Annotated in this window: 12 protein-coding genes; 4 read left to right on the top strand and 8 right to left on the bottom strand. The window is 63.6% G+C overall.

Going from position 1 to position 16,093, the window contains the following annotated elements; all coding sequences use genetic code 11:
- Window positions 1-88 precede the first annotated feature (88 nt).
- Window positions 89-1,627, top strand: a complete 1,539-nt coding sequence (locus tag DCN14_RS11235) for an MFS transporter (RefSeq protein ID WP_096501622.1) — start codon at window positions 89-91, stop codon at window positions 1,625-1,627.
- Window positions 1,628-1,783: 156 nt separating this feature from the next.
- Here the strand turns inward: DCN14_RS11235 and DCN14_RS11230 are convergent, their stop codons facing one another.
- The 8 genes from DCN14_RS11230 to DCN14_RS11195 form a co-directional block, all read right to left on the bottom strand.
- Window positions 1,784-3,145 (bottom strand): type VI immunity family protein, encoded by a 1,362-nt coding sequence (locus DCN14_RS11230; RefSeq protein ID WP_096501620.1) that lies wholly within the window; start codon window positions 3,143-3,145, stop codon window positions 1,784-1,786.
- A gap of 45 nt (window positions 3,146-3,190) precedes the next feature.
- Window positions 3,191-4,450, bottom strand: coding sequence for a VRR-NUC domain-containing protein (locus DCN14_RS11225; RefSeq protein ID WP_096501618.1), 1,260 nt, complete (start codon window positions 4,448-4,450; stop codon window positions 3,191-3,193).
- Window positions 4,451-4,641: 191 nt separating this feature from the next.
- The gene (locus tag DCN14_RS11220; protein ID WP_096501616.1) at window positions 4,642-5,985 is read right to left on the bottom strand and encodes a type VI immunity family protein; all 1,344 of its coding nucleotides are present in this window, start codon (window positions 5,983-5,985) and stop codon (window positions 4,642-4,644) included.
- Window positions 5,986-6,029: 44 nt separating this feature from the next.
- Window positions 6,030-7,289: a VRR-NUC domain-containing protein gene (locus DCN14_RS11215; protein WP_096501614.1), complete on the bottom strand. Its 1,260-nt coding sequence runs from the start codon at window positions 7,287-7,289 to the stop codon at window positions 6,030-6,032.
- Window positions 7,290-7,292: 3 nt separating this feature from the next.
- Window positions 7,293-9,995 (bottom strand): type VI secretion system Vgr family protein, encoded by a 2,703-nt coding sequence (locus DCN14_RS11210; RefSeq protein WP_143331641.1) that lies wholly within the window; start codon window positions 9,993-9,995, stop codon window positions 7,293-7,295.
- A gap of 725 nt (window positions 9,996-10,720) precedes the next feature.
- A complete protein-coding gene (locus DCN14_RS11205) occupies window positions 10,721-11,302 on the bottom strand; it encodes an HD domain-containing protein (protein ID WP_096501612.1) in 582 nt (193 codons plus the stop codon).
- A gap of 109 nt (window positions 11,303-11,411) precedes the next feature.
- Complete coding sequence (locus tag DCN14_RS11200) at window positions 11,412-11,969, bottom strand: helix-turn-helix transcriptional regulator (RefSeq protein WP_096501610.1); 558 nt, start codon at window positions 11,967-11,969, stop codon at window positions 11,412-11,414.
- Between the two features lie 62 nt (window positions 11,970-12,031).
- Window positions 12,032-12,679, bottom strand: a complete 648-nt coding sequence (locus tag DCN14_RS11195; protein ID WP_096501608.1) for a hypothetical protein — start codon at window positions 12,677-12,679, stop codon at window positions 12,032-12,034.
- Window positions 12,680-13,060: 381 nt separating this feature from the next.
- Here DCN14_RS11195 and DCN14_RS11190 point away from each other — a divergent pair, with 381 nt between their 5' ends.
- The 3 genes from DCN14_RS11190 (at window position 13,061) to DCN14_RS11180 (ending at window position 16,079) form a co-directional block, all read left to right on the top strand.
- A complete protein-coding gene (locus tag DCN14_RS11190; protein WP_096501606.1) occupies window positions 13,061-14,464 on the top strand; it encodes a hypothetical protein in 1,404 nt (467 codons plus the stop codon).
- 95 nt (window positions 14,465-14,559) lie between these two features.
- Entirely contained in the window at window positions 14,560-15,138 is a 579-nt protein-coding gene (locus DCN14_RS11185) for a hypothetical protein (RefSeq protein ID WP_096501604.1), read from the top strand.
- A gap of 209 nt (window positions 15,139-15,347) precedes the next feature.
- Window positions 15,348-16,079 (top strand): ribonuclease T2, encoded by a 732-nt coding sequence (locus DCN14_RS11180; RefSeq protein ID WP_096501602.1) that lies wholly within the window; start codon window positions 15,348-15,350, stop codon window positions 16,077-16,079.
- Window positions 16,080-16,093: the final 14 nt, after the last annotated feature.

The raw sequence follows: 16,093 nt of genomic DNA, 5'->3' as shown, positions 1-16,093 counted from the left end.
TCCCGTGCCGTGTGCGTTGCCGGCCGCGCGCGGCGAACCCTTCTTATCTGGAGGCGCGCGGCCTGTTGCGGGCCGTCGCGCAAGACGCATGACGCTATCCGACTCCCGCAGGAATGCGGTCGCGCTCGCGGCCGTTTGTCTCACGTCGCTGATGTTCGGCCTCGAGATCTCGAGCGTGCCGGTGATCCTGCCGACGCTCGAACACGTGCTGCACGGCGACTTCAACGGCATGCAGTGGATCATGAACGCGTACACGATCGCGTGTACGACGGTGCTGATGGCGGCCGGCACGCTCGCCGACCGGTTCGGCCGCAAGCGCGTGTATGTGATCGGCACAGTGCTGTTCGGCGCGACGTCGCTGCTGTGCGGGCTCGCGCCGAACGTGCCGGTGCTCGTCGCCGGCCGGCTGCTGCAGGGTGCGAGCGGCGGCGCGATGCTGATCTGCCAGATCGCGGTGCTGTCGCACCAGTTTCGCGAAGGACGCGAGCGTGGCCGTGCATTCGGGATCTGGGGGATCGTGTTCGGGATCGGCCTCGGTTTCGGGCCGATCGTCGGCGGCGCGATCGTCGCGCTGGCGAGCTGGCCGTGGGTGTTCCTCGTTCATGCGCCGCTCGCGGCCGTCGCGCTCGTGCTGATCGGTGGCGCCGTGCAGGAGTCGCGCGATCCGCATGCGGGCACGCTCGACGTCGCCGGCATCGTTACGCTGTCGCTCGCCGTGCTCGGGCTCGCGTTTTACATCACGCAAAGCGCGGAGTTGGGGCTCACGAGCGCGGCCGGCCTTGGCGTGCTCGGCGCGACCGTGCTTGCGGCGGCCGGCTTCGTCGTCGCGGAGCGCGTGAGCGCGCGGCCGATGTTCGACTTCTCCGTGTTCCGGATCCGCGCGTTCACCGGCGCGATTTTCGGTTCGATGGGGATGAACTTCAGTTTCTGGCCGTTCATGATCTACCTGCCGATCTGGTTCCAGGTCGCGCTCGGCTACGACAGCGTGACGGCTGGCCTCGCGCTGCTCGCGTATACGCTGCCGACGCTCGTCGCGCCGCCGTTCGGCGAACGGCTCGCGCTGCGCTACGGGCCGGGCGTCGTGATTCCGGGCGGCTTGTTCACGATCGCGGCCGGCTTCGCGCTGATGCGGATCGGCAGCGGCGTCGATCACGCGAGCTGGCTCACGATGCTGCCGGGCTGCGTGGTCGCCGGCATCGGGCTCGGGCTCACCAACACGCCGGTCACGAACACGACGACGGGCGCGGTGCCGAGCACGCGGGCCGGGATGGCGTCCGGCATCGACATGAGCGCGCGGATGATCTCGCTCGCGCTGAACATCGCGGCGATGGGCTTCGTGCTGGTCGCGGGGATCGTCGCGAGCCTGAAGGCCGGCGTCGCGGGGGCGGTCGATGCGGCGGCGCTGCGCACGCTCGCGCAGGAGATCGCATCGGGGCGCACCGACGGGCTGCAGGCGATCGCGCCGGCGCTTGCAAAGGCCGATCCGGGCGGCGTGGCGCTGCACGCGGCGCTCGTGCACGGGTTTGGTTGGGTGATGGTGTATGGCGCGGCCGGCGTGGCGTTGCTTGCGACCGCGAGTGCGGTGGCGTTTGCGCCGGCGCGGCGTGGGGCGACGGTGTGTGAGTGATGGGGCGTGGCGGCTGTGTGGGACGCTCGCGGTCAGGATCGGGGCGTGCCGGTGTCCGGTTGCTCTTGTCATGTGTGACGATGACGATCGTACGACCGGGCGCGATCAGGTCGTGTAGATGTCCCGGCCCGTTCGGCTCTGGGCGCCGGGTTTCTTCTATGCCGTTGATGTGCTCGAATTACGACCGCCATCGTTCGAGCCGCGCACCCATGACCAATGCGTCGTGCCCCACGAGCTGCCTTTGATCACCGGCATGACGTCGCCGAGGTCGAAGTACTGCTCGCTGCCAGCCTTGGCCGGCGTGTGCCAATAGCCGGCTTCGGGGCAGGGCTCGCCGCCGCGAACGCTGCGGCGTCGCGGCCCGCGGGGTTCCGGCACGATCGTGGGCGGCTCGGGGATTGGCGGCGCATCCCATGGATCGAAGCGCGCTTGCCATGCGCGCGCATTAAGGGCATTGGCGTTAGGCAAGTTAGGGTCGTGGAGATGCAGGCCATCCGGCTTCGGGTTGCGCAACACGCGCAGCACCTTGTTGACGAACACGTATGGCTCGGGCAGACCCTCTTCGGGAGCGCCGAGGCGCGGGAACGGACCGGCGCGCACGAGCACGCAGTCATTGATACGCTCGACGAGGATGTCGTCGCGATCGAGGGCAGTACGGAGTGCGGCATCGCCGCCGAGACGTTCGACGAACAGGTCGCCGAGAATCGTGTACCAATTCACCCCTTTAACGAATCCCCAACGCCCGACAGTTGCACCCGGATGTAGATAACCGAATACGGCCGTTAGCGCATAAGGCTCGCCGTAGTGGGAAGTGGGATCGTATTCGTCAATGCCCAAGTGAGCGCAGGCGTCAATCTCGATACCGCTGAAGCGTTCTGCAATAGCCCATTCCTGAGCCTGCCAGTTGTGATAGTTGTACGCAGTGACCGCGGACAATCCTCCATAGCCGCCCCGCACATCGAGTTGTTCGCAGACGCAGCGCAAAAATTGCTCATACTGGGCTTGGCCTTCCGGGCGGGTAATCAACTCCATCGGCACGCTGAACTTCAGAAAAGAGAGTTCCATTTCCTCCCCTTTCGACACCTTGTAGCCGGTCGGGGATTCGTAATCGATAGGGCTGGCCCGCCCTGTAAGCGTCTGAATTTGATAGTCGGGTGCGACGGTGGGTATCGGTGCGCTTGAGCGCATAACGCTGACCTGCTCGTATTCGGGGGAGTCCGCGATCGCTTTGCGGATTTTCTCTACGCCTTTCGCCGCTTTCTTGCTGAATTTGGCGAGGTCTTCATCCTTTCCCGAAACGAGGTGCGCTCCGAACAGTTCGTCGAAGCGATCGAAGCAGGCGAGCAGGCCACGTCGCCCTTCGGGTTTCGAGCCGCTGGCAAAGTACACGGTCCCGATGCCCCCCGGTTTGACAGCAAAACTGTTGTCAGCCAGACGAACGCTCAGATCTTCGAAGTAGCGCGCGTAGGCCGCGAACGGTGTCAGCACAACAGGTCCCTTTGTTTCGATGTCGCTCATTAGTAGATGATTCCCTTCTACGTTGACAGTGTCAGGCGGTAACGATCACGCAGCGGCAGCGGTCGCGCCGAGCGCTATTGCCAGTGCGGCTACGGTTTCGGTGGCAGCTGTTGCAACAATTGCCGCGATTGCGAGTAAGACAGCAATCAGGGTTTCGGCAAGCACAATGACGATGACGGTACCGGCGACAACAGCGGCGACGAACACGAGCCCCTTGATAATCGACGTGCCGATCTGCGACCAGTTGATTTGCTTCATCAATTCCCATGTCATGTCAGTGGTGCGCACGATCGCATCCCAGCCCGCTTTCAGTTGTGCCGTCGTATAACGGAAAATCTCGCGACCAGACTCATCCACCCATTGCCATGTGGCGGTCGCCTTATCGGCGACCCATTTGCCAGTAGTTAGCGCCCACGACGCATGTTGCTGGAGCCACGCTTCCATCTCGGTCGACAGATAGTGTGCCCCTGTATTGACTGCATCCCATACGGCCGCAACCGTTGCTTCGCCGGCTTCTTCAGCCGTGCGAATCCAGGCTTCGTACCAAGCCGGTTCGGGAATGGGCTCGATCGTACGAATCGGTGCGCGTAGCTGCCGTTCGCGCCGCTTGTAGCGCAATTCCGCCTGGCGTTCGTCTGGCGAAATAGCGAGCGTTTGTTGACGGGCTTTTTCCAAGTCGCCGTTACAGTCGCTGACATCGATCACGGTCATGCGGTATTTGTACTCGCCAGGTGCGCCAGAGATTTTTTGGTAAGCCCTCTCTTGTCCCGAACCCCAGGCATCTCCGGGAAACTTGACTTCGACCAGACGCAGCGAATTATCAACATGCGCGTTGCCGTAATGGTCAATGCGGCTTCGACCAGACCAGCGATCGGCAGAATTTCGCACGACGATGACGTCGGGACGCCGAAGAAGCCCAGGCCTGAATCCCTTGGGAAATGGATTCAGACTATGGCGGCGACCGGAACCATCCTCAGTTGCAGTGCTAAGAAAGGGAATCGGCGCTTCGGTGCCTCGCGAGGTAAAGTCGGGCCACATGTCGAAACTGACCTCCGATTTGTACTGCCATCGGAAATCATGCAACGTCTCGTCAATCCGGATCGCCGCCGTCATCACGATTTGCTTGAGCATCGAAATCGTATGCGAGCCATCCGGCAACTTGATGTTGACGATGTCCGGTGCTTTGAGCGCGTATTCGATTTTCTCTTGCAGATAGCCTTTCGTGCCCGGCGGCAATTCGGCATACGTCTTTCTGTCTTCCTTGACCGTCGTGCAAGTTGCGACTGTTTCCATCGTACTGGCCATGCGTCAATCCTCCAGATAGTCGCGTTGAATCTGCAGCCTGTCCGAGCCTGCGAACTGCCACGACTCGACCGGTGCTGGCCCGGACTTCACGGTCTGTAGCGGTACGTCGTTCACGGCGTCGTGAAGATAGGAGCGACTTCGCCGTTGGGGAATCGACACTCGGTTTCTTCCATGGCGTCGTCACGCCGGAATTAGGACTGCCTGTCATCGTCCGAACCGCGCGCCCATGACCAATGCGTCGTTCCCCACTGGCTTCCTTTGACCACCGGCATTACATCGCCCACGTTGAAATACTGTTCGCTGCCGGCCTTGGCCGGCGTGCGCCAATAGCCGGCTTCGGGGCAGGGCTCGCCGCCGGGGATGCTCGAGCGGCGCTTTCCGCGTGGCTCTGGCACGATGGTCGGCGGTTCGGGAATCGGTGGCGCATCCCATAAGTCGAAGCGTGCTTGCCACGCACGCGCATTCCTGGCGTCGGCGTTCGGCAGGTCAGGTTCGTAGAGATGCAGGCCGTCCGGCTTCGGGTTACGCAACACACGCAGCACCTTGTTGACGAACACGTAAGGCTCGGGCAAACCTTCCTCGGGGGCGCCGAGGCGCGGGAACGGGCCGGCGCGCACGAGCACGCAGTGATTGATCCGCTCGACGAGGATGTCGCCGCGATCGAGCGCGGCACGGAGTGCGGCGTCGCCGCCGAGACGTTCGACGAACAGGTCGCCGAGCAGGGTGTACCAGTTCACGCTCTTGATAAAACCCCACGAGCCGACCTTTGAGCCGGGACGCAGATAGGGATAGATCGCCGTCATGCGCACCTGAGTGCCATCATACGAACTGGTATTCCACTCGTGTTTCGACAAGTGCGCACATGCGTCGATTTCGATGCCGCTGAACCGACTCGCGATTGCCCATTCCTGAGCTTGCCAGTTGTGGTAGTTGTAGGCGGTTACGGCGGACAAGCCGCCATAGCCACCGCGTACGTCGAGTTGTTCGCAGACGTATCGCAGAAACTGCTCGTATTGTTCTTGTCCTTCCGGACGCGTGACCAACTCCATTGGGACGCTGAACTTCAAATACGAATAGCCGGCCTCCTGCCCTTTCGGAGCAGTCCAGCCTTCGGGAGAGACATAATCTTCTGGATTTTCGATGTCGGTCAATGTCGAAATTTCGTAGTCTGGAGCCGATGTCGCGTTCGGTGCACTGGACCGCGTCACGCTGACCTGAAGAAATTCTGGCGTATCGACAATTGCCCTCCGGATTTTTTCGACGCCCTTTGCATTTTTCTTGCTCAAGTGTGCGAGGTCTTCATCCTTTCCCGAAATGAGGTGTGAGCCGAACAGCTCATCGAAACGATCGAAACAGGCGAGTAGGCCGCGTCGACCATCTGGCTTCGCGCCATGCGCGAAAAATACAGTCCCGATCACTCCCGGCTTTATCGAAAAACTGTTGTCTCGCTGACGCACGCTCAAGTCTTCGAAATAACGTGCGTAAGCCGCGAACGGTGTCAACACAATCGGTTTCGTCGCTTCCGTGTTGCTCATGTTTGGTTGATTCCCTTCTGAATGAGTTGATTCGGAACGCGTCATTACGCTGCGGCGCCGGTAACACCCAGCGCAATGGCAAGTGCCGCTAATGTTTCGGCCGTGGCAGCAGCAACAATCGCGGCAAGCGCGAGGAGGATCGCTAGCAGAGCCTCGGACAGCACGATAATCACGGCGATACCGGCAACAACAGCGGCGACTGCGACCAGCCCCTTGATGATCGAGGTGCCAATCTGCGACCAATTGATTTGCTTCAGCAGATCCCACGTCATATCGGTTGTGCGCACCAGTGCGTCCCAGCCTGTCTTCAATTGTGCGGTCGTGTAGCGGTAGATTTCTTGACCCTTTTCGTCGACCCGTCGCCATGTTGCCGTCGCTGTATCAACGACCCACTTGCCAGCGATCAGCGTCCAGGGCGCATGCTGCTTTAGCCATCGCTCCATTTCGGCCGACAGGTGTTGTCCTCCTTCGTTGAGCGCATCCCAGACCGCAGCGACGGCAACGTCGCCCACTTCTTCCGCTTTTCGAATCCATGCTTCGTACCACGCGGGATCGGGAATCGGCTCGACGGAGCGAATCGGTGCACGCAGTTGCCGTTCGCGGCGGCGGCGACGAAGTTCTGCTTCACGTTCTTCCGGTGACATCGCGAGTGCGTGTTCACGTGCCTTTTCCAGTGCACCGTTGCAGTCACTAACGTCGATGACCGACATGCGCTTTTTGAATTCGCCGGGGGCGCCGGCTATTTGCTGGTACGCGGCTTCTTGCCCCCGTCCCCATGTGTCGCCGGGGAACTTCACTTCAACCAGCCGTAGCAAGTTGTCGACATGGGGATGGCCTTCGCGGTCAATCAGACCGCGTCCCGGCCAGCGGTCGCCGGGATTTTTGACGATGATCACGTCAGGACGACGTAATCGCCCGAGCTTCGCTCCAAACGGAAAGGGGCTCTGGCCGTGGCGACGTCCAGGCCCATCTTCGATCGCGCTGCTCAGGAACGGAATCGGTGCTCGTTGTCCACTGGACAGTACAGCTTCAGTCATATCGAAGCTGACTTCCGCTTTGTACTGCCAGCGGAAATCATGGATCGTCTCATCGATGCGGATCGCCCAGCTCATTACGATCTGTTTGAGTGCAGAAATCGTGTTCGAACCGTCAGGCAGCCGGATTTTGACTATATCCGGGGCTTTCAACGCATCTTCGATTTTCTCCTGCAAATAGCCTTTCGTGCCCGGTGGCAGTTCAGCGTATGTGATCGTGTCTTCCTTGACCGTCGTGCAAGTTGCGACTGTTTCCATCGTACTGGCCATGCGTCAATCCTCCAGATAGTCGCGTTGAATCTGCAGCCTGTCCGAGCCTGCGCACTGCCACGACTCGACCGGTGCTGGCCCGGACTTCACGGTCTGTAGCGGTACGTCCTGCGCGACCGCCGTAAAGACGGGCGCGGTCTCGCCGCGTTCATTCGTGAAGCTCTGAATCGTGCGACCGGCGGGTGTCTTGATGGCGTACGGGCATCGAATCAGCGGAGCGCCGTTCGTCGCATCCCTCAGTACGTATTGCGCTTGATACGACGGCCTGAACGGCCTCAAGTCGGTCGCCGAGCTTGTCGGCCCGCTCCAGTCGTGACCGCTCCCCTTGATCGAAATTTTCCCCGGCATATGAAGGTTTGCGTTGCCGTTCGCGTCCATCTGAAACAAGCCGCTGCCACATCGCAACTCGATACCCTTGCTGGCCGTGAGACGAATGACGTCGGTCGTGGACATCAGCTCCAGCGCCTTATGCGCGGCGAGGCGAATCAGGTCGTCGTGAGATTCGAACTGCATCGGTCCATGTGCCGTCGTTGCTTTCATACCCGTGCCGGCGTGCATTTCCATCCTGTCGCGCGCCGATGTGTGTACGTTCTTGCCCGCTGTCGTCTGGACGTTCTGCGCGGCCGCATGGTCGATGTTCTCGGCCGCGAACACGCCGTAGGTCTTTGGCGTGAAATGGCCGATACCACCTTTTGCAGCGAATGCCATCATGTCGCCGTCGTTCGCACCGGGTTCCGAACGCCACTCACGCAGCTTCTGCGCGAGCCGAGCGAGCCCGCTCGCGTCGGGCCCGTGCAAACCATGTTGATGGGCGAAGTCGCCCATCGATTCGAACAGCTCGGCGAACTGGCCCAACAGCTCGAGCAGTTCCTGCCGATCGAGCAGGTCCCCGCTCGCGGCTGCACGCGCGTAGGTCGTAAGCATCAACCCGCGCGCGGCGCGTGCCACGAGCGACGCGTCGGTGCGTGCTTCCACGCCGTAGCCGCGCGATTTTCCGGGGCCGCTGTCGCTTGGATGCGCGAGATGACCGACGTTGACCTGCGAGTGCGATTCGTCGCTCGCGAGTTGCGCGCTGATGAGGCCGTTCCAGTCGCTCATCACGAGCTGGTTGCCGCGGCCGCTGCCGATTTCGCGGCTGCGTAGGCCGAGCACGTGTGGATTGCCCGGCAGTTTCGTCACGTTCGAGAATGCGGTCGGCATATGTCGCGCATCGTTGAGCGTGCCGCTGATGTACAGGCGATCCGGGTCGCCGTAGAGACTGTCGAGAACCACATACATTCCGGCGCGCAGTGGGAACGAGAATCCGTAGCGGTCGCCTGCCCACGGATTCATCACCAACAGCGGCGCACTGTCGGCCGGCGTGCCGGTCGTGCCGCCCGAGTTCTCGTGGTCGCCGGGGTTCAGCCCGAGCAACCGGACCCATGCGCAACCGTACGCGTTGGTGTGCACGGTGATCCCTTCCGGCGCGACGACACGCCCGAGAATCGGCGGTGTCGGTGGCAGATCGATACGCGGATCGTAGCTCGGTGCGAGCGGCACGCCGCGCCGCACGCACGTAAGCGCGATTTCGTAACGGTCGCCAGTCGTCGCCGGCAGATCATCGCGAAAGGCCGGGTGACGCTCCGACGTGCCGAACCGGCGCTGGCTCGCCTGGAACAGGGCACGGGCGCGTTCGTCCAGTTCCTTCGGCATGTTGTTCCACATGTGACGATGGATGTCGACGGGTACGAACTGGCGATCTTTTTCGGGCTGCATATCGAGGTGCACGTAGCCCGTCAGGTCGAACCACTCAGCCAAACCGATGTCGCGCACGGTGCCGAAGAAATCGACCTGGTCTGCGCGGCGATCATGCGACAGCATGCGCGCGCGTGCGAGCCGGTCCAGGTCGACGGCCGAGTCGCCCGCATGCGGACCGTAGATGCGATAGTCGGCGAGCATGTCTGCCAGACCGTTCCCGGCGGCACCGTGATCGAGGTCGCTCGTGCGAGCCCCGGTTGCGACACGCGCAGTCTTGTAGTCGGGAGACTGGATGGTGGCGCGGCGCGCGGTGACGGTGTGCGACCAGGCAATCGACACGATCGTGTCGCCGGTGTGCGTGCCTGTGTGTCCGCCGTAGCGTAGCGTTTGCGCGCGCGTGCGCCGAATGTGACTCGCACTGTCAATCATCACGATCGTATGCATTGGCGTGTCGCGGGCCTTGCCCTTACCGTCGCCCGGCCGCGCGTAGTACGTGATGCCATCCCGGCGCGCGAGTCGGTCGATGAATTTGCCGTCTGGTTCGTCGGCTTGCCTTACGAACGCCCGCGCGGGATAGTGCTCGACGTTGAGCGGCGATAGATCGAGATCAGCGGCGGCCGCGAATGCCGAATTGCGGCGGTATTGAGCGAACAGGGTGTGGAAGATATCGGGCAGCCGCTGACTTTTGAAGATGCGGGAATTGAACTTGCCGTGCAGCAACTGTATGGCGTCGACGATCGTGAGTCGATAACAGGTCAGCTCGCCGTCGGACGCGCCAACATCGACGTGCGAGACGATGCCACTGATCACACGCGGCGGGCTTGCGTTGGCTGTGTGCAGTTCGAGCCCCACCGGCAGACCCTTGAACATCGACGGCGGCAGGTCGGGGCTGGTTGACACATACACGAACCGGCCCGTCACACCGGTCATCAGCCCTTCATGAGTTTCGGCGTACAGCAGGGCGAGCATGCGGTCGAACCGCTTCTGGTGATCGCACCCCCAATTGGTACGGATCGGACGTTCACCAAAGCCGGGCATGCCTTCGGCGACGGCGCGAATTTTGTCGGACAACGACATGGCTGGCCCTCACGTTCTTGGAGTGATCGGGGCGCGCTCTGTTCGAATGGTCGATCGATGTTGTCGCCCCCTTCCCGCGGAAATATGCGGGTCGACCCTAACGACCGGTCGGGGCGGCGTCAACGTGTGTAACAAGCGAGACCGGGACGGCATGGAATTTCCGTCAGCGCTTTTTTTGTATTTTCATTCGGCCTCAGCAGGGCGATCCGGGAAATTGCGAAGACGTATCCAATGGGGCCGAAGGATGCGGGAGATAAGCCTGAGTGCGAAATGCAACGAGCAATTCTGGAAATCGGGGATTTCGCGAAATTTTGGTGATGCCTGGTGATCTCGACTGCCTACGGATTGCTCGGAATGGCGCATGCAAGATGCCATCCGGGGCAAGGGGGCGGGGTGTTATCGGCTCAATGTCCGTAGCAGGTATCGTGCGATGCTGCCGTCCGCTATTTTTTAATGGCGCTGCCCGGAACAGATTTCTCAGACTGACTATAAAGGTCAATTTTTTTCATCAACGTTTCATGTTGTGCCCAATGCCGTTGCTGGGGAATTTTTCAAAAAAGAGAATTGTTGCGGACTGTCATTTCTAAACATGGATGTTCCGCGTCATGCGCGCGAGCTTACGCGTCGGCGTTGCGTGCGTCGATCCTGCTTCGGGTGTCCGCATCGATGATCGAGCGGATCGCCGCGAACAGCGGCGCGGCGTCGGTGTAGCGCCGGCCGTAGCCGAGATTGAACGCGTAGTCGAAGTCGGGCGGGTTGCTGCCCTGGTTGTGCTGCAGAATCGTCTCGAGCTTGTCGAGCGCCTTTGCGGCACGCGCTTCCGGCGACGCGGCGGCCTCGTATTCGTCCCACAGCGCGACGATCTCGTCGCGCGGCGCGCGATCGAGGCCGGCCGTCAGCGTCAGCAGGTCGTCGCGTTCCTGCGTGCTCTTGTCCGGATGCGCGGTCTGCTCGATCGCCGGGATGTCGCCGTGCAGCGCTTCGCCGAGGTCGTGCACGACGCACAGCTTCAGCAGTCTCAGCGTGTCGACGCCCGGCAGTGCATCGGCGAACACGAGCGCCATCAGGCACAGCCGCCAGCTGTGCTCGGCCGTGCTTTCGGGACGGCCGGACGATGTGTGGCCGCTGCGCAGCACGTCTTTCAGGCGTTCGGTTTCGCGCAGGAAATCGAGCCGCGCGTGGAGGGTGTCGAGGGTCATGGCCGATGGATTGCTTGAATCGAGCCGCCAAGCGTACGCCGCGCGGACGCGATGCGTCCACGCATGAAATATGCGTGCGGCGTGCCGAGTGCCGCGGCTGGCGTGAGCGCTACAGCGTTTCGACGAGCCGCGCGGCCGAACCGTCCGACAGCATCATCCGCGTCCACCGGCAGGTGCTGCCGCGGATCGGCACGACGCGCGACGCATTGGCGCCGGTCGCGAATTCGACGCTCGGCGGCCCGGCGCGATCGTGCCAGCCGAGCGGATCGAGCGTGGCCTCCATGCGGACGATCTCCGGCGACGCGTAGCGCCACAGCGACGTGCCGAGCAGCATCGGCAGCGGCTGCGAGAACTCGGCCGCGCGCGACGGCGAGCACGCGAGCAGGCGATGCGTGAGATCGCAGACGAGGTGCATGCGCCCAGCGCTGCCCGCGATGAGCCGCGCGAGCGCCTGGTCACCCGCCGAATCGAGCCGCGCGGCAAGCAGCCGCTCGGCGGTCGCGCGCTCGTCGGGCGACATCTGCTGGATACCGGCTTCCCAGCGCGAGATCGTCGATTGCGCGACGCCGAACAGTTCGGCCGCATGGCTCTGCTTCACGCGGCGCAGCGCGCGCCAGCGCTTCAGCTGCGGGCCGAGCGGCGGGGTGTGAAGCGGCGAGGGCGTCATGGCGATGCTCCGGTGTGCGTGCGTGGTGCGCGTGCGGGCATGGCGGCCGTCGACGGTGGCCGTTACATGATCCGCAGGCCGCCGTTCGCCTGGATCGCGACGAACGCGATCGGCACGAGGACGATACCGCCCAGCACGAGCACGCCGTCGGCGGCGACCGTCACCGGCGTCGCGAGGATTCGCAAGCCCATGCCGACCGCGGACGGCGATTCGGTGATGTACACGACATAGCGCTGATTGAAGGCCTGCGCCGTCTTGTCGTTGACCTTGTCCTTGGCGGCGAAGCCGTCGGTCGAGTAGCGCTTGCCGCTGATGTCGCCTTCGAGCACGAGACCGGCTTGCGCGACGGTGAAGCCGTCCGCGGTCGCGGCCTGTTGATCGTCCGCCGATGCTTCCTTCGGCAACACGATCCGGTAGTGGCCGGTCACGCTGCTGCCGCTCGCGTGGAAACCGGCGAACGCGGTGTGCAGCGCCTTCCGGTAGCCGGACATCAGCACGGGCCGCAGCGACGCCGGAAGATCGAAGATGTAGTGGTAATCCGTGCCGAGAACGACGAGCTTCTTGCCGTCTTCGGTGATCATGAACCCGGAGACCTGTTCGTGGTACTGGCTGTCCTTGTACAGCTTCGGCGTGAAACAGCCGGACAGCGGGAGGCAAGCCGTGGCCATGCCGGCGGCCAGCAGGCGCCGGCGTGTGATCGATATGCGCATTTCTTGTTGTCCCGTCTTTGCGGTTTGGAGCGGCTTTCGCCCTCGGAGCCGCGATTCTCGCGTATCCGGCGCGCGTTGTCGAACGGGAAATCTGCCGCGGCAGCGAACGGCGCGTGGCGCGAACCACGGGTTCGGCCGCGTGCGCGGACGATCGGAGGGGCGCCCGCGCAGCACCGGCATTGTTTTCGGCAGGCTTTCAACCGGCGCCTCCATATCTTATTATTCGGCCAGAGCGGCGCGTGCCGGCCGCGATCGGTCATGTCGACGCGTGACGCGCCGGCAAGCATTGCCGCTTTTCGATTGCCGCGCCGTACGATGCGCGGTCGACAAGACAGGGAACGCGTGACCAGCGAGTATCCCGAAAAAACATGCGAGGGCGCGATGGTACGACTGGTCTTGCTGCTGCTGGGCATCGAATATCTGCGAACGCGCTGGCGCGGGCTGACCGTGCTGGGCTGGCTGTGGGTTGCCGCTGGCGTGGGTATCTTCGTCGATGCGCTCGACGGCGCGCTGTATTTTCCGATCGAGCTGTTTGCGTGGCTGTTCCTGATCGAGGGGCTCGCGACGCTCGCGGTGGCCGGCAGCGGCGTGGGCGGCCAGCGCATCCTGCGCTACGTGAAGGGCATCGTCGTGGTGGCGGCGGCCGGGCTCGTGTTCGCGGGGCATCATCACGGCCAATTCCTGCTTTCGATGATCTTCGGCACGCTGTTCCTCGTCGACGGGGTGCTGCAATGCACTTCCGCATGGATGGTGCGTTACCGGCGCTGGAACGTCGCATTCGCATGGGGCGTCGTCGAGATCCTGCTCGCGATCTTCTTCTACCAGCCGTACCCGACGCACTATGCGGGCACCGTGCCGTATTGCCTTGGCTTGCTGCTGATGTTCGGCGGGATGCACATGCTGAGCCTCGCCGCACGCGTGCGGCGGCTGACGCGCAACCCGGCGTTCGTCACGTCGCCCGCGCCGTCGATCGTGCCCGACATCGACGCCGCCCCCGACATCCCGCGCTTCACGCAATCCGAATGGGACGGCCCGCCGGCCGATCACGAGCGCGCGCTCACCGTGCACGTGTGGACGCCGACCGGCACGTCGAAGGCCGAAGCGCAGCGCTATCCGGTGATCGACCGCTACATCGCGGCGGTGGACGTCAACGGCGTGATCTCGACCGGCCATGCGGCGCTCGAGTCGCCCGAGGGCATCTACATCAGCCTGTATCCGGCCGTCGAAATCGATCGTTCTCCGGACGAGTTCACGCGGATCCTGCGCGCGACGCGCGAGAACGACGTGCCCGGCCTGTTCCAGCCCGACTACGCGACCGAGTCGAAGGCGTGGTGCCCGTCGACCGTGCGCGTGCGGATTCGCAACTACGATCCGGCGAAGCTCGACGCATTCTGGTCGTCGTATCGGCAGACGGAGATGTACAACCTCACGCACCGGAACTGCTCGAGCACCGTGTCGAACGCGCTCGAAGCCGCGCTGGATGGCGCGGTGTGGCGGCTCAAGGGCACGCGGGCCGGGTGGGGCGCGTTCGTGCGGCTGCTGCTCACGCCCGAGTTGTGGGTGGCCGCGCAGATCCGCAAGCGCGCGGTGACGATGGCATGGACGCCCGGGCTCACGCTCGACTATGCGCGCGCGCTCAGCATGCTGGCCGATCCGCGGCCGTTCGCGTGGTGGAAGGTCGCGCGCTCGGCCGTGAAGGCGATCATGGCGTCGCGTCGCGCGTGGCGCGAGCAGGACAGTGCGGCGTTGTCGCCGGGTGGATCGGAAGCCGCGTCGATGAAATAATCACGTGGCGCCGGACGAGGGCCCGGCGCGACAGGGGCCGCTGCCGGGCGATTCGGCGTTGCGGCCCGCCATCCGAACCTGCATGACGAACAACAATGAACACGACGCGCGCATTCCGCATCCTGATTCCCGTTTCCCTGGCGCTGGCGGGCGCCGGTCGCGCGCATGCGGATGCCGACGAGGTGCCGCGCATGAGCGATGACGTCTACCGCACGTCGGTGTCGTTCTGCTCGAACGTCGCGGCCGACCAGAAGATCGAGTGCCAGGGCGACATGATCGCCGCGGGCAGCCGGATCGTCGCGGTGATCGGCGGTTTGCCGCCGTCGTCCGCCGTCACGATCGACGAGGCCGCGCGCGGCAAGCTGCCGGCCGCGGAGCGCAAGGGGCTCGCGCCCGTCGAGTCCGGCGCGATCGACAAGGACGACGACCTGGCCGGGCTGGCCGGCATGGTGCGGCTGTGCGACGTGTACGAATCCGAACCGGCGTCGCGCGCGCGGCATCACGCCGCGCTCAAGCAGCAGGCGCCGGATGCGGCGCCGCGCGTCGAGGCGTTGCTGGCCGATTCGTCGACGGCGGCGCGCCAGCGCGTGAGCCTCGGCGTGTGGCAGATCCTCGCGCTCGAAGGCCCCGAGTCGGCCGCGCGTGCGTGCACGCAGCTCGGCAGCAGGTCGTGACGTGGCGGCACGCGTGAGTAGCGTGCCGCGTTCGGTGATGCGGGGAACGGGGCGCGGTGTCGGTGCTCCGCGCCGGTGAGCGTCGAGCTGACGAAAACATTTCGTTTCCCTTCATATTCATGCCATGTGGCGCCGGCCACAATCGCGGGCAGACATTCGACAATCTTGCGGCGCATCCTGCGACCGCAAGCCTTTTCCGAGGAAACGCCATGCTCAAGACGCTCGCCCGCGCCGCGGCCGCACTCGCCGTCGCATCCGCCTCGCTCCATGCCGCCGCTCAAACCAGCTACGACTACCTGCTGCTCGCGGCATCGTGGGAGCCCGGTTTCTGCGCGTCGCACGACACGCCGGAGTGCGCGAACCTCGCCGGCTCGTATGCGGCGACGAGCCTGTCGCTGCATGGCCTGTGGCCGAACAAGTACGACGGCAACCAGCCGTTCTACTGCGGCGTGCCGCAGAGCGACGTCGATCTCGACAACGGGCACCAGTGGTGCAGCATGGACGCGTATCCGGTCAGCGCCGCGACCCGCAACACGCTGTCGACGTACATGCCGGGCGTTGCGTCGTGTCTCGACAAGCACGAATGGTTCAAGCACGGCACCTGCTCGAATTCGGCATCGCCCGATACGTACTGGAACCAGGCGACCGGCATGATCAGCCGGCTCGGCAACACGTCGTTCAACGCTTACCTGCAGGCGAACGCGGGCAAGACCGTGACGCGTAATCAACTGCTGTCCGCGTTCGAAGGCGCGTTCGGCAGCAATACGCGCAGCGCGGTGTCGCTGAAGTGCACGAAGATCAGCGGCGTCAGTTACTTGACCGAAGCGTGGATCGCGGTGAAGACGAACGCGATCGCGCAGTTTCCGGGCGCGGCATCGCTCGTGACGGACGGCAATACGCAGGGCACGTGCCCGACGTCGGGCGTGTATATCGCGAAGTGATGCGATGCGGAATG

It is taken from the genome of Burkholderia sp. IDO3, assembly GCF_003366075.1.
Taxonomy (GTDB): Bacteria; Pseudomonadota; Gammaproteobacteria; order Burkholderiales; family Burkholderiaceae; genus Burkholderia; species Burkholderia anthina.
The sequence above is the reverse complement of the archived record's forward strand: the minus strand, read 5'-3'. Positions and strand labels throughout refer to the sequence as shown.